This is a genomic window from Kitasatospora sp. NBC_00070, from assembly GCF_045041205.1.
In the GTDB taxonomy this organism is placed as follows: Bacteria; Actinomycetota; Actinomycetes; order Streptomycetales; family Streptomycetaceae; genus Kitasatospora.
In genome coordinates, this window is record NZ_CP108247.1 from 351,910 (window position 1) to 364,465 (window position 12,556).

Annotated in this window: 13 protein-coding genes; 5 read left to right on the plus strand and 8 right to left on the minus strand. The window is 73.6% G+C overall.

Annotated elements, in window-relative coordinates; translation table 11 throughout:
- Window position 1 precedes the first annotated feature (1 nt).
- Window positions 2-868 (minus strand): oxidoreductase, encoded by an 867-nt coding sequence (locus OHV05_RS01665; RefSeq protein ID WP_405015948.1) that lies wholly within the window; start codon window positions 866-868, stop codon window positions 2-4.
- Between the two features lie 131 nt (window positions 869-999).
- Here OHV05_RS01665 and OHV05_RS01670 point away from each other — a divergent pair, with 131 nt between their 5' ends.
- The 4 genes from OHV05_RS01670 to OHV05_RS01685 all read left to right on the plus strand — a co-directional run bounded on the left by OHV05_RS01670 (window position 1,000) and on the right by OHV05_RS01685 (window position 4,565).
- Window positions 1,000-1,926: a DUF5937 family protein gene (locus OHV05_RS01670; protein WP_405021370.1), complete on the plus strand. Its 927-nt coding sequence runs from the start codon at window positions 1,000-1,002 to the stop codon at window positions 1,924-1,926.
- A 38-nt stretch (window positions 1,927-1,964) separates the two neighbouring features.
- Window positions 1,965-2,762 carry a hypothetical protein gene (locus tag OHV05_RS01675; protein WP_405015949.1) on the plus strand — a complete coding sequence of 266 codons (798 nt, stop codon included), beginning with the start codon at window positions 1,965-1,967 and terminating at the stop codon, window positions 2,760-2,762.
- Between the two features lie 140 nt (window positions 2,763-2,902).
- Entirely contained in the window at window positions 2,903-3,304 is a 402-nt protein-coding gene (locus OHV05_RS01680) for a YciI family protein (protein ID WP_405015950.1), read from the plus strand.
- 4 nt (window positions 3,305-3,308) lie between these two features.
- Window positions 3,309-4,565 carry an RNA polymerase sigma factor gene (locus OHV05_RS01685; RefSeq protein ID WP_405021371.1) on the plus strand — a complete coding sequence of 419 codons (1,257 nt, stop codon included), beginning with the start codon at window positions 3,309-3,311 and terminating at the stop codon, window positions 4,563-4,565.
- Window positions 4,566-4,572: 7 nt separating this feature from the next.
- Here OHV05_RS01685 and OHV05_RS01690 read toward each other — a convergent pair whose 3' ends face one another.
- A complete protein-coding gene (locus OHV05_RS01690) occupies window positions 4,573-5,487 on the minus strand; it encodes a LysR family transcriptional regulator (RefSeq protein WP_405015951.1) in 915 nt (304 codons plus the stop codon).
- Between the two features lie 121 nt (window positions 5,488-5,608).
- Between OHV05_RS01690 and OHV05_RS01695 the strand changes: the two genes are divergently transcribed.
- A complete protein-coding gene (locus tag OHV05_RS01695; protein WP_405015952.1) occupies window positions 5,609-6,994 on the plus strand; it encodes an MFS transporter in 1,386 nt (461 codons plus the stop codon).
- Between the two features lie 5 nt (window positions 6,995-6,999).
- Here OHV05_RS01695 and OHV05_RS01700 read toward each other — a convergent pair whose 3' ends face one another.
- The 6 genes from OHV05_RS01700 to OHV05_RS01725 form a co-directional block, all read right to left on the minus strand.
- The gene (locus OHV05_RS01700; RefSeq protein WP_405015953.1) at window positions 7,000-8,136 is read right to left on the minus strand and encodes a N(5)-(carboxyethyl)ornithine synthase; all 1,137 of its coding nucleotides are present in this window, start codon (window positions 8,134-8,136) and stop codon (window positions 7,000-7,002) included.
- Between the two features lie 133 nt (window positions 8,137-8,269).
- Window positions 8,270-9,835, minus strand: a complete 1,566-nt coding sequence (locus tag OHV05_RS01705) for a DEAD/DEAH box helicase (RefSeq protein ID WP_405015954.1) — start codon at window positions 9,833-9,835, stop codon at window positions 8,270-8,272.
- 278 nt (window positions 9,836-10,113) lie between these two features.
- Window positions 10,114-10,317, minus strand: coding sequence for a cold-shock protein (locus tag OHV05_RS01710; RefSeq protein WP_030918248.1), 204 nt, complete (start codon window positions 10,315-10,317; stop codon window positions 10,114-10,116).
- A 278-nt stretch (window positions 10,318-10,595) separates the two neighbouring features.
- Window positions 10,596-11,264, minus strand: a complete 669-nt coding sequence (locus OHV05_RS01715; protein ID WP_405015955.1) for an NUDIX domain-containing protein — start codon at window positions 11,262-11,264, stop codon at window positions 10,596-10,598.
- Window positions 11,261-11,638, minus strand: a complete 378-nt coding sequence (locus OHV05_RS01720) for a DUF4406 domain-containing protein (RefSeq protein WP_405015956.1) — start codon at window positions 11,636-11,638, stop codon at window positions 11,261-11,263. The genes OHV05_RS01715 and OHV05_RS01720 overlap by 4 nt, the downstream gene beginning before the upstream one ends.
- Window positions 11,639-11,691: 53 nt before the next feature.
- Complete coding sequence (locus OHV05_RS01725; protein WP_405015957.1) at window positions 11,692-12,477, minus strand: DeoR/GlpR family DNA-binding transcription regulator; 786 nt, start codon at window positions 12,475-12,477, stop codon at window positions 11,692-11,694.
- Window positions 12,478-12,556: the final 79 nt, after the last annotated feature.

Genomic DNA, 12,556 nt, shown 5'->3' on the forward strand with positions numbered 1-12,556 from the left:
GTCACCCGCCGCCGATCGCGTCGAGCACACGCAGGGCCGATTCCGGCAGGGTGACGGCGGCGGCCGCGATGTTCTCGTGCAGGTGGGCGATCGAGGAGGTGCCGGGGATCAGCAGGATGCCCGGCGAGCGGTGCAGCAGCCAGGCCAGCGCCACCTGGCGGGCCGTGCTGCCCAGTTCGCGGGCGACCGCGTCCAACGCCTCGGCCTGGACCGGGCGGAGGCCGCCCAGCGGACAGAACGGCACGTAGGCGATGCCCTGTTCGGCGCACCGGTCGACCAGCGCGTCGTCCGCCCGGGAGGCCACGTTGTAGTGGTTCTGCACGGTGCTCACCGGGGCGATCCCCTGGGCCGCCCGGACCTGCTCGGCGCTGACGTTGCTCACCCCCAGGTGCCGGATCAGACCCTGGTCGCGCAGCTCGGCGAGCACCCGGAACGGCCCCGCCAGGTCGGCGGCGGCCCGGGTGCCGGTCATCCGCAGGTTGACCAGGTCCAGCACCGGCAGGTCCAGGCGCTCCAGGTTGTCGTGCACGGCCCGGACCAGCTCCTCCGCCGACACGGCGGCCGGCCAGGCCCGGTCGGCCGTACGGCGGGCGCCGACCTTGGTCACGATCCGCAGCCGCGCCGGATAGGGGTGCAGCGCCTCCCGGATCAACTCGTTGACCACGTACGGGCCGTAGTAGTCGCTGGTGTCGAGGTGGGTGATCCCCGCCGCCACCACGGCCCGCAGGACGGCCAGGGCCCCGTCCCGGTCGGGCGGCGGCCCCCACACCCCCGGGCCCGCCAGTTGCATCGCCCCGTACCCGATCCGGGTCAGCTCCAGATCGCCGGACTTCCAGGTACCCGCTGCGGTGATCGTCTCCAAGGTCATGTCGGCATGCTCACGGACTTGTACGCTGACGGCCATTCATTCACCCCTACCTGAATCCTCGGGAGTGTCACGTGGCGGAGCTGGCGTTCTCGGCGGGCGACCTGGCCCGGGTACGGTTCGCCGTCTCGCCGATGTGGGAGGTCGGCACCAGCTACCGGTCGCTGCGCTCCGGCACCGCGCACCCGGTGCACCGGACCTGGGCCGAACAGGTGCGGCCCCGGCTGGCGACGGCGGGCCTGGACCGGGGCTGGTTGGCCGAGCTGGTCCCGCGCCACGGCTACGTACCCGACTTCCTCAACCCGGCGCCCACCGGCCCCGCCCCCACGCTGGCCCAGGAGTTGACCGCGGTGCTGGCCGCCCCCGCCGCCCGGGTGCGCCGGGACCTCGACCGGCTGCGGGCGGAGCAAGGCGGTCTCGGGCCGCGCTCGCGGAGCCTGTACGCGGATCCCCCGGCCGGCCTGGCCCGGCTCGCGGAGGAGGTCGAGAGCTACTGGGAGCTGGCGCTCGCCCCGTACTGGGCGCGGATCCTGGCCGTCCTCGACGCCGACGTCTTCCACCGCTCCCGGCAGGTGGCCGAGCACGGCACCGGCCGGCTCCTCAACGACCTGCACCCTTCGGTGAGTTGGGACGACAGCGCGCTGCGGCTCGCCTACCGGCGGCGGACCATGCCCCGGAGCACGGCGGGCGCCGGGCTGCTGCTGATCCCCTCCGCGTTCACCGCGCCGGGCCCGCTGACCCGGGTCAGCCTGCCGGAGCCGCCTCAACTGGCCTACCCGGCCCGGGGCGTGGGAGCACTCTGGGAGCGCCGCCCGGCCACCGGGACCGACGCCCTCGGCACCGTCCTCGGCCGCTCGCGGACCCTGCTGCTGACCGAACTCGACATCCCCGCCTCCACCACCGAGCTGGCCGCCCGTACGGGACTCTCCCCCGCCGGGGTCTCCCAGTGCCTCACCGCGCTGCGCGCCGCCGGTCTGGTCAGCGCGCACCGGGCCGGCCGCTCGGTGCTCTACGCCCGGACCTCGGTCGCCGAGGCCCTGCTCGCCGCCGCCCGCCCCTGACCCGGGCGGTGTCCGGCCCCCGTGGCACACTGCGGGCCATGTCTCTCGCCGACCTCAGCCTTGCCCAGTGGCGGTCCCTCGACCTGCCGGCCGCCCGTGCACTCGCCGCCGGAGCCGCCGAGCAGGTGGGCGGCCGGCTCACCGCCGTCGAGACCGTCGAGCACCTCGGCGCCCCGCTGCACCGGGTCCGGATCGAGCGGGACGGGCAGGAGTTCGCCCTGATACCCGGCGGCACGGTGACCCTCGGCTTCGACCTCGACGCCTGGCAGCCGTCCCCGGAGCAGGCGGCCGACTTCACCGAGAGCATGGAGGCGGGCTTCGGCTGCGGTGACGACCTGCGGGCGCACCTGGCCGAGCTGCTCAGCCCGCGCCGGAGCGTCACCCTGGCCACCGTGCTGACGGCCGTTCAGGACGAGGACCTGACCTGCCCGCCCGACGAGCTGCCCGCCGTGCTGGCAGCCCGTGGCCTGCGGCTGCCGACCGCGGACGAGTGGGAGCACGCCTGCGGCGCCGGGGCCGGCACCCTGTTCCGCTGGGGCGACGACTGCCCGCTCGACCGCATCCCCTACGACGACCCCGACGGGCCGCAGCACCGGCCGAACGCCTTCGGCCTGCGGATCGCCTACGACACCTACCGCACCGAGCTGACCGACGACCGCACGGCCGTGCACGGCGGCGACGGCGGCGAGTCGGCCTGCGGCGGCTACGGCGCCCTGCTCGGCTGGCTGCCGCTGGCCACCGCCAACCGGAACCCGTTCACGGCCGAGTTCGTCTACGGGCCGGACGGCGACGACGGCTACGAGACCCTCTCCACCCGGCCGGTGCTGGCGCTCTGACCACCGCCGGGGTCGTGTCGCCGGCCCCGCGAAAAGATTTCTGCGAAATCATCGTGGGCGATGTCGAAATCGTGGCGCGTGCCTCTACCTGTCCGTGCAGGCACCCGGACGAGGGCGCCGCGGAGACCGAGGAGCAGATCATGAAGTACATGCTGTTGATGCAGTTCAGCGCGGCCGCCAGCGACTTCCCGACGGTCGACACCTGGACGCCGGAGGAGCTCCGGGCCCACATCGGCTTCATGGGCGACACCAACCGGAAGCTGATGGCCGACGGCGAGTTCGTCGACGGCCAGGGGCTGGCGATGCCGGACACCGCGAAGATCGTCCGCGCCGGGGCGAACGGCGTCCCGGTGGTCACCGAAGGTCCGTTCGCGGAGACCAAGGAGTGGGTGGCCGGCTGGTGGATCGTCGACTGCGAGGGCCCCGAGCGGGCCGTCGAGATCGCCGCGCACGTCTCGACCGCGCCCGGCCCCGGCGGGCGGCCGCTGAACATGCCGATCGAGGTGCGCCAGGTGATGTCGGCGCCGACCGAGGAGATGTGACCCGCTGAGCACGCTCGACCCCGCCGCCGAGGACCTGCTGCGCGAGCTGGCGCCGCAGGTCCTCGGCGTGCTCACCCGGCGGTTCGGTGACTTCACCGCAGCCGAGGACGCCGTCCAGGAGGCACTGCTCGCCGCCGCCCTCCAGTGGCCGGCCGAGGGTCTGCCCGGCAACCCCCGGGGCTGGCTGATCCAGGTCGCCCAGCGGCGGATGACCGAGGAGGTGCGCAGCGAGCAGGCCCGGCGCCGCCGGGAGGACCGGGTCGCCGGGCAGCAGCCCGCCGAGCACTGGTCGGCGCCGCCCGCCGACGCCGAGGACCTCGGCGGGCGGGACGACACGCTGCTGCTGCTGTTCCTGTGCTGCCACCCCGCGCTGTCCCCGGCCTCCGCGATCGCCCTCACCCTGCGGTCGGTCGGCGGCCTGACCACCGGTCAGATCGCCGACGCCTTCCTGGTGCCGGAGGCGACCATGGGCCAGCGGATCAGCCGGGCCAAGCAGCGGATCAGGAGCTCGGCGGTACCGTTCCGGATGCCGGCGCCCGAGGACCGGCCCGCCCGGCTCGGCTCGGTGCTGCACGTGCTCTACCTGATCTTCAACGAGGGCTACGTCGGCAGTGCCGGGCCCGAGCTCCAGCGGGTCGAACTCTCCCGGGAGGCGATCCGGTTGACCCGCGCCCTGCACACCGCGCTGCCCGAGCACGGCGAGGTCACCGGCCTGCTCGCGCTGATGCTGCTCAACCACGCCCGCAGCCGGGCCCGGACCAGCCCGGCGGGCGAGCTGGTCCCGCTCGCCGAGCAGGACCGCGGCCGGTGGGACGCCGGGGCGATCGCCGAGGGCGTCGCGCTGATCACCGCGGCCCTCCCGCGCGGCCCGGTCGGGCCGTACCAGGTGCAGGCGGCGATCGCCGCCGTGCACGACGAGGCCGCGACCGCCGGGGCGACCGACTGGCCGCAGATCCTGGCGCTGTACGGGGTGTTGGAGCGGCTCGCGCCCAGTCCGGTGGTCGCCCTCAACCGGGTGGTCGCCACCGCGATGGTGCACGGCCCGGCCGCCGGGCTCACCGAGCTGGACGCGCTGGAGTCCACTGGGCAGCTGACGGGCCGGCACCGGCCCGCCGTGGTTCGCGGCCACCTGCTGGAGCTCGCCGGGGACGCGGTCGGCGCGGCCGAGCAGTTCCGGGCCGCCGCCCGCCTGACCGCCAGCCTGCCGGAGTGTCACCACCTGACCGTCCGGGCGGCCCGGCTCGGCCGGCCGACCACCTGACACCCGGTCACCCGGTCGGTGCGGTCATCAGCTCCCGGACCCGCTCCCGCAGCCAGGCGTGGGCCGGGTCGGCGTCGTGCCGGGGGTGCCAGGCCAGGCCGAACGGCAGTGGCGGCAGCTCCAGCGGGATCTCGAACAGGGTCAGGCCCAGCGCGTCGGTCAACGGCCGGGCCCGGAGGTTGGCCAGGCCGACCAGGTCGCTGTCCAGCGACATGAACAGCGCAGCGAGGAAGGTCGGCGTACTGGCCGACACCGTTCGGGTCAGGCCGAGCCCGGCCAGCGCGGTGTCGATCGGACCGTGCATCCGGCCCCGCCGGGAGACGCTCAACTGCGGGGCGGCGGCGAACCGTTCGGGGGTGACGGGCCCCTCGGTCAGCAGCGGGTGCCCGGGGCGCGCCACGCCCAGCATCCGGTCCTCGAAGAGCCGCTCGACCCGTACCTCGGGTGCGGTGCTGTCGATCACCCCGACCTCCAGGTCGGCGCCGCCCTCGCGCAGCGTCGGGGCGTCCAGGTGACTGTCGGCCAGGATCCGCAGCCGGACCCCCGGCGCCTCGGCCGCGGCCCGGGCCAGCAGCGCCGAGCCGTACAGGGCGCCGAACGCGTCGTGGGCCAGCACGGTGAAGGTGCGCGACAGCGTGCTCAGGTCCAGCTGCCCGGTCGGGGTGAACAGCGCCTGGGCCCGCTCCACCACCGCCCGGACCTCCGCGCGCAGCGCCAGCGCGTGCGGGGTCGGCACCATCACGCGCCCGGCCCGGACCAGCACCGGGTCGCCGAGCGCCTTGCGGATCCGGCCCAGGGTGCGGCTCATCGCGGGCTCCGAGAGGTGCATCCGCCGGGCCGCGCCGGAGACGCTGCCCTCCTCCAGCAGCAGGTCGAGGGCGATCAGCAGGTTGAGGTCCAGACCGGATTGCGTCACACGCATTCATTCCTTGCGAAACTTGCACTGGAAGACAGGAGCGGGGCCCCCTACGGTGGCAGACATCCCACCGTTCACGCCAGCTCCAGGGGGAGCCTTGTCCACGTCTGCCCGCACACCCGCCCCGGTGTCCACCGCCGCCCGACCAGGGCGACTGGTGGTGCTCGCCGTCTGCGCCTGCGCCATGGTCGCCCAGAGCATGGTCGCCGCGATCAACCTGATGATCCCGCAACTCGCCTCCTCCGGCCTGGGCCTGAGCAGTGGTCAGCTGGTCTGGGCGGTCGACGCCTACGTCCTGGTGTTCGCCGGCCTGCTGATCCCCGCCGGCGCGCTCGGCGACCGCTACGGCCGACGACGCGTCCTGCTGGCAGGGCTCGGGCTGTTCGCGATCGGCGCGGCGGTCAGCGCGCTGGCCGGCGGTCCGGCCCTGCTGATCGCCGGACGGGCCGTCTCCGGCGCCGGGGCGGCGCTGATCATGCCCGCCACCATGTCGATCATGGTCCAACTGGCCGGCCCCACGGGCCGGGCCGGGGCCCTGGCCACCTGGACCCTCGCGCTGGGCCTCGGCGGCCTGGCCGGCAACGTGGTCGGCGGACTGATCGCCCAGTTCCTGCCCTGGCAGGCGCTGTTCTGGGCGATGCTCCCGCTGGCCGCCGTCCTGGCGGCCGCCGTCGCCCGCACCGTCCCCGACTCGCCCCGGCACCCCGCCGCCACCGACGGGCTCGGCTCACTGCTGCTGATCGGCGGACTGGCCGCCGTGCTGCACGGCATCGTCGAGGGCCCCGAGCAGGGCTGGACCTCCGCCCGGGTGCTGACCGGCTTCGCCGCCGGAGTCCTGCTGCTCGCGCTCTTCACCTGGCACGCCCTGCGGGCCGCCCACCCGCTGGTCGACCCCCGGCTGTTCCGCAACCGACGGCTGCGCGCGGCGGCGCTCGGCTCGGCCGCGAGCTTCTTCGGCCTGTTCGCCCTGTTCTACGTCAACTCCCAGTACCTGCAGTACGTCAAGGGGTACTCGGCCGCGCTCACCGGCCTGGCCATCGTCCCGCTCACGGTCGGCATGGCGCTGGCCCCCAAGGTCGCCGTCCGGCTCCAGGCCCGGTACGGCCCGCGTCCGCTGATCGGCGGCGGCCTGCTGCTGATCGGGCTCGGCCTGCTCTGCGTCTCGACCGCCGACGCGGGCACGCCCTACCCGCTGTACGCCGGGTACCTGCTGGTGCTGTCCTGCGGCATGGGGCTCTCGGCACCCGCCCTGGCCTTCGGGGTGGTCTCCGAACTCCCGCCCGGCCAGGCCGGGTTGGGCGCCGGGCTGAACACCGCCGCCCGCGAGGTGGGGGCCGCCCTCGGTGTCGCGGTGGTCGGCACGGTACTGGCCGCCCACGTCGGCGGACCGGCCACCCGGGCCACCGAGTTCGTCCCGGCGATGGCGCTCGGGCTCCGGCTGGTCGCGGTCCTGGTGCTCGCCGCCACCGCCGCGGCCGCGCTCGGCTACCGGACCGACCGGCCCCGCCCCTGATCCGCTCAGCGGTGCGGGTACTCCGCGGCGCGGTCCTGGAAGGCGAGGATCGCCGGGTTCTGGATCACGCCGTCGCGGATCTCGGTGGCCCGGCGGATGGTCTCGTTGGAGTCCCAGGCGGTGGCACCGGTGAGCACGGCGCCCAGGAACGGCAGCAGTGCCTCGCTGTTCTCCCAGGTGGCCGAGTTCCACAGGTAGGACGGGCTGTGGTCGACGCCGTAGTAGCGCACGTTGTCGCCGACCACGAAGGTCGGGTCGGTGAAGGTGGTGGGGCGGGCCCAGCTGAAGCCCATGCCCTCGTCGCAGGAGACGTCGACGACCAGGGTGCCCGGGGCGAGCAGGGCGAGGTCCTCGTCGGCGAGGAAGACCAGCGGCGCCGCGGTGTCCTGCAGCACGCAGTTGACGATGATGTCGTGCTCGGCCAGGAAGCCCGCGAACGGGACCCGGCCGTCGTCGGTCATGGCGTGGATCGGACGCGGCGCGGCCTCGTCCCGGTCGAACTGGACGATCCGGGCCGAGTGGATCGGTGAGCTGACGGCGGTGACGCCACGCTGGGTCAGCACGTCCACGTCGTGCACGCCGAGGGCGGCCAGCGCGGTGACCGCGCCCCGGGCCGTCGCGCCGAAGCCGATCACGGCCGCGCGCAGCCGGCGGCCGTAGTCCCCGGTCGAGCCGTGGATCTGCATCGCGTGCAGGACCGAGGAGTAGCCGGCCAGTTCGTTGTTCTTGTGGAACACGTGCAGGTTGAACGAGCCGTCGTTGGTCCAGTGGTTCATCGCCTCGAAGGCGATCACCGTCAGTTTCCGGTCGATCGCCAGCTGGGTGAGCTCACGGTCCTGCACGCAGTGCGGCCAGCCCCAGAGCACCTGGCCCTCGCGCAGCTCGGCGAGGTCGGCGGCCAGCGGTTTGGCGAGCAGCATGACGTCGCACTCGGCGATCAGCTCCGCCCGCGTACGGAAGCCGCCGACCAAGGTCTTCAACGACTCGTCGGTGACGCCGAAGCGCTCGCCGTAGCCGTGTTCGAGGAAGATGCCGCCGCGCAGCTCCGGGTCGATCCGCTCGAAGTGCGCGGGGTGGATGGGCCGCCGGAACTCGTTCTCCTTGCGGGACTGCGCCAGTACGCCGAGGCTGAGCTGCTTCATTCGGTTCCCTCTGGTGGTGGTCATCCGGCAGCTCGTCGCTGCTGGGGACGGCACGACCTCCCCGCCCGATGCGGCGGGGAGGTCGTGACGACTCTGGAGAGGGCGTGGTGCTCGTCCGGTGGCGGACCGGGTACTACGCGGCGAGACCGACCCGGGGGCCGGAGCGCGGCGAACGCGCGCCGGAGCCGGTGCGGCTGCCCGAGGAGGAGCCGCCGCCACGGCGGTCACGGGCCCGGCCCCGGCCGCCCGAGGAAGAGGACGAGGGGCTGCGGCGCGGCCGCTCGCGGACCGGGTCGGCCACCACGACGGGCACGCCGGTGGGGACCCGGGCGCCGGTGATCCGGGCCAGCTCCTCGTCGGTGGAGTGCACCTTGACCGAGCCGGGCACCAGCGCGGCGGCGGTCATCATCCGGGTCATCTCACGGCGCTGGTTGGGCAGCACCAGGGTGACCACGGTGCCGGACTCGCCGGCCCGGGCGGTCCGGCCGCCACGGTGCAGGTAGTCCTTGTGGTCGCTCGGCGGGTCGATGTTGACCACCAGGTCGAGACCGTCCACGTGGATGCCGCGGGCCGCCACGTTGGTGGCGATCAGCGCGGTCACCTGGCCGTTGCGGAACTGCTCCAGGGTGCGGGTGCGCTGCGGCTGGGACTTGCCGCCGTGCAGGGCGGCCGCCTTGACGCCGACCGAGAGCAGGTCGAGCACCAGCCGGTCCGCACCGTGCTTGGTGTCGGTGAACATGATGACCCCGCCGTCGCGGGAGGCGATCCGGGCGACCACCGCGTTCTTGTCGTGGCCCTGCACGTGCAGCAGGTGGTGCTCCATCGTGCTGACCGTGGCGGCCGTCGGGTCGACCGAGTGGACCACCGGGTCGCTGAGGAAGCGGCGGACCAGCTTGTCGACGTTGCGGTCCAGCGTGGCGGAGAACAGCATGGTCTGGCCGCCCTCGGCGACCTGCGTCAGCAGCTCGGTGACCTGCGGCATGAAGCCCATGTCGGCCATCTGGTCGGCCTCGTCCAGGACGGTCACGCCGACCTGGTCGAGCACGCAGTCACCGCGCTGGATCAGGTCCTTGAGCCGACCGGGGGTGGCGACCACGACCTCCGCCCCACGGTGCACGGCCATCGCCTGACGGCCGATCGACATACCGCCGACCACCGTCACCATCCGCAGGCGCAGCGCCTGGGCGTACGGCGTGAGCGCCTCGGTGACCTGCTGCGCGAGCTCCCGGGTCGGCACCAGCACCAGGGCCAGCGGGTGGCGCGGCTCGGCCCGGCGGCCGGCCGTCCGGGCCAGCACCGCGAGGCCGAAGGCGAGGGTCTTGCCCGAGCCGGTCCGGCCCCGGCCGAGCACGTCACGGCCGGCCAAAGTGTTCGGCAGGGTGGCCGCCTGGATCGGGAACGGGGCGGTGACGCCCTGCCGGGTCAGCGTGGCCAGCAGCGCCTGCGGCATGTCCAGCTCGGCGAAGGCCTCGACCGCCGGGAGCGGCGGGGTGACGGTGACGGGCAGCGCGAACTCGCCCTGCGGGGCGGAGCGCTGACGGTTCGACGGACCGGAGGAACGCGGACGGCCCTCGGAGCGGAAGCCGCCGCCGGAACCACCGAAGCTGCTGCCCCGGCTCGCACCGCCGGAGCGGGAGCCCTGGGCGGAGCGGGAGTTGGAGTTCTGGTACGACGAACGGCTGGAACGGTTGGTGTTCATGCGGGAAAACCTTCCTCGGCGCGGCGCGTCGCGAGGCTGCCTCCGCGGCACTGGGCAGCACGGAGAGCACACGAACGGGCCGGACACGGCGGTGAAGAACGCGGGGCGTGGACGGAGAAAACCGTGCTGCACGTCACCTGCGAGGGGCTTCGACGAGCCCCCCGGCCGAAACCTCGAACCGTGAACATCCGATTCCGGCAGAAATGCCGAGAGACCCGCACCGTGCATGACGCGCGGTGCGGGCCCCTCCTGCGTGGCAGGTGCCTGCGCAGTAAAAACTACAGCGGACGAATGTTCTCGGCCTGCGGGCCCTTCTGACCCTGCGTGACGTCGAACTCGACCTTCTGGCCCTCGAGCAGCTCGCGGAAGCCGTTGGCGTTGATGTTCGAGTAGTGGGCGAACACGTCCGGGCCGCCACCCTCCTGCTCAATGAAGCCGAAGCCCTTTTCCGCGTTGAACCACTTCACAGTGCCATTAGCCATAAAAATTCTCCTTCAAGGGGCTGACCAGCTCCCGCCCTGTGCGGAGGCCGAGTCGCCGCGAGGATTACCCATCCGGTGCGAGCCGGGAAACAAAAATGCGCCTGCGTTCAAACCAGCAGGCGCACACAAAAGTCATGGGAACCAAAACTGCAACTGGTGTAACCGTAGCAGACTCGCGCCGACCCCGGCGGAATCTCCCCCTACGGATCGTCCGACGTGTCGGCCGACACAGTCGTACTTCATCGGAAAATCCGCTGATGTTTCCCCGCCCGCACCTGCTACCCGGCCCCTCCGGGGCCGAACGGGCCGTCCAGCGCCGCCCACTGCAACAGCATGATCGTCTTGGCATCGGCGATCACTCCGGAGCGGACCAGGTCGAGGGCCTCGGCGAAGGGCAGTTCGAGCACCTCGATGTCCTCCCCCTCCGCGGCCACCCCGCCACCGACACCCGTACGGGTGCCCGGGCCGTACGGCGCCGCGTAGAAGTGCAGGCGCTCGGTCACCGAACCGGGGCTCATGTAGACGTCGAACACGTGCTGCACCGCGCCGATGGTGTGCCCGGTCTCCTCGGCAGCCTCCCGGCGGATCGCGGTCTCCGGGTCGTCCTGGTCCAGCAGCCCGGCGGCCGTTTCGAGCAGCATCCCGTCCGGGTGCCCGTTGACGTAGGCCGGGTAGCGGAACTGACGGGTCAGCAGCACCGTGCCGCGCTCGGTGTCGTACAGCAGCACGGTGGCGCCGTTGCCCCGGTCGTACGTCTCGCGCTGCTCGGTGCTCCAGTGCCCGTCCCGGTGCCGGTAGTCGAAGGTGGTGGTGCGCAGCACGTACCAGTGGCAGGAGAGCAGGGTGACGTCGCGGACCGCGACCCCGGGGTTGCCGGTGAGGTCGCGGCCGGCCCGGTCGAGGCCGGTGCGGCCGCGCCGGTCGGGGGTGTCCAGGCCGGCGGTCACCGGGCGGCCGGGATCTCGTCGAGCCGGTGGAAGACCGGCTTGCCCTGGTCCACGGCCTGCGCGGTCATCAGGTCGGCGCCCTGGGACGGGCCGCCGATCCGCCAGACCGCGTCGCAGCGGGTCAGCAGGCGCTCCGCCACCGGGTGGAAGATCTCGTCGAAGGCCGGGTCGCCGACCTGCGCGGAGCCGGCCGCCCCGATCAGCGGCAGGGCCAGCGCCTCGCCGGTGACCGGCAGGTGCCCGGCCCGGAACAGGGTGAGGGCGGCCCGGTTCATCGCCTCGACGTTCGCGGCCAGCCGGGCCGGGTCGTCACCGGTGCCCGACCGGTACGGGCCGGCGACCAGGATCATCAGCGGGCGGGGTGTCTCGGTCATCGGGGGCCTTTCGTCGGGGTGGCTCCGGGCGGCGCGGGGTGGCTGCGGGCGGGTCAGACCAGCCGGGTGTCGACCCCGGCCTCGCGCAGGGCGGCCAGGGTCTGCGGACCGCTCGGGTGGGTGGCGGGGTCGGCGCCGGTGGCGTCGGTGACGAAGACGTCCACGGCGGACAGCGGGGCGACCCGGCTGAACGCCTGCACCCCGAGCTTGGTGGCGTCCGCCACCGCGACCGTCCGGGCGGCCCGGGCCAGCGCGGTCTGCTTGACCGCGCCGTCGTCCAGCGAGAACTCCGACCAGCCGTGCTCGGCGTGCACGCCGCCGATCGACATCACGAAGCAGTCGAAGGCCAGCGCGTCCACCGCCCGCAGCGCGAGCGGGCCGACCAGCGACTGCTCGTTGGGCCGGGCCTCGCCGCCCAGCACCAGCAGGCGGATGCCCGGCTGGTCGGCCAGCCGGACGGCCGCCTGCAGGCTGAGCACCGCCACGGTCAGCGGGGCCCGGGCCACCAGCTGCGCCGCGACCTGCACGGTGGTGGTGCCGGCGTCCAGCAGCACCGTCTGGCCCGGCTCCACCAACTCGGCCACCGCGGCGCCCAGTCGGCGTTTGGTGGCCGCCTGCCACGGCTCGCGGGCGGCGAACCCGGTCCGCCGCTCCCGCGTCCCGGTGGCCCGGGCGCCGCCGTGCACCCGCTCGACCATCCCCCGGCGCTCCAGCTCGTCCAGATCCCGGCGGACGGTCATCTCGGACACGCCGAGCCGTCGGGCCAGCTCACCGACGCCCATCTGCTCGGCGCCCTGGACCAGGCGCAGGGTGACGTCGAGACGGTTCGCGGTAGCCATGCCGCATTTCTAACACATGGATGTTCGTTCTGGTAGATCCATGTGCGATGTGCTCGGAGGGCGGTCGTATTTCCATTCG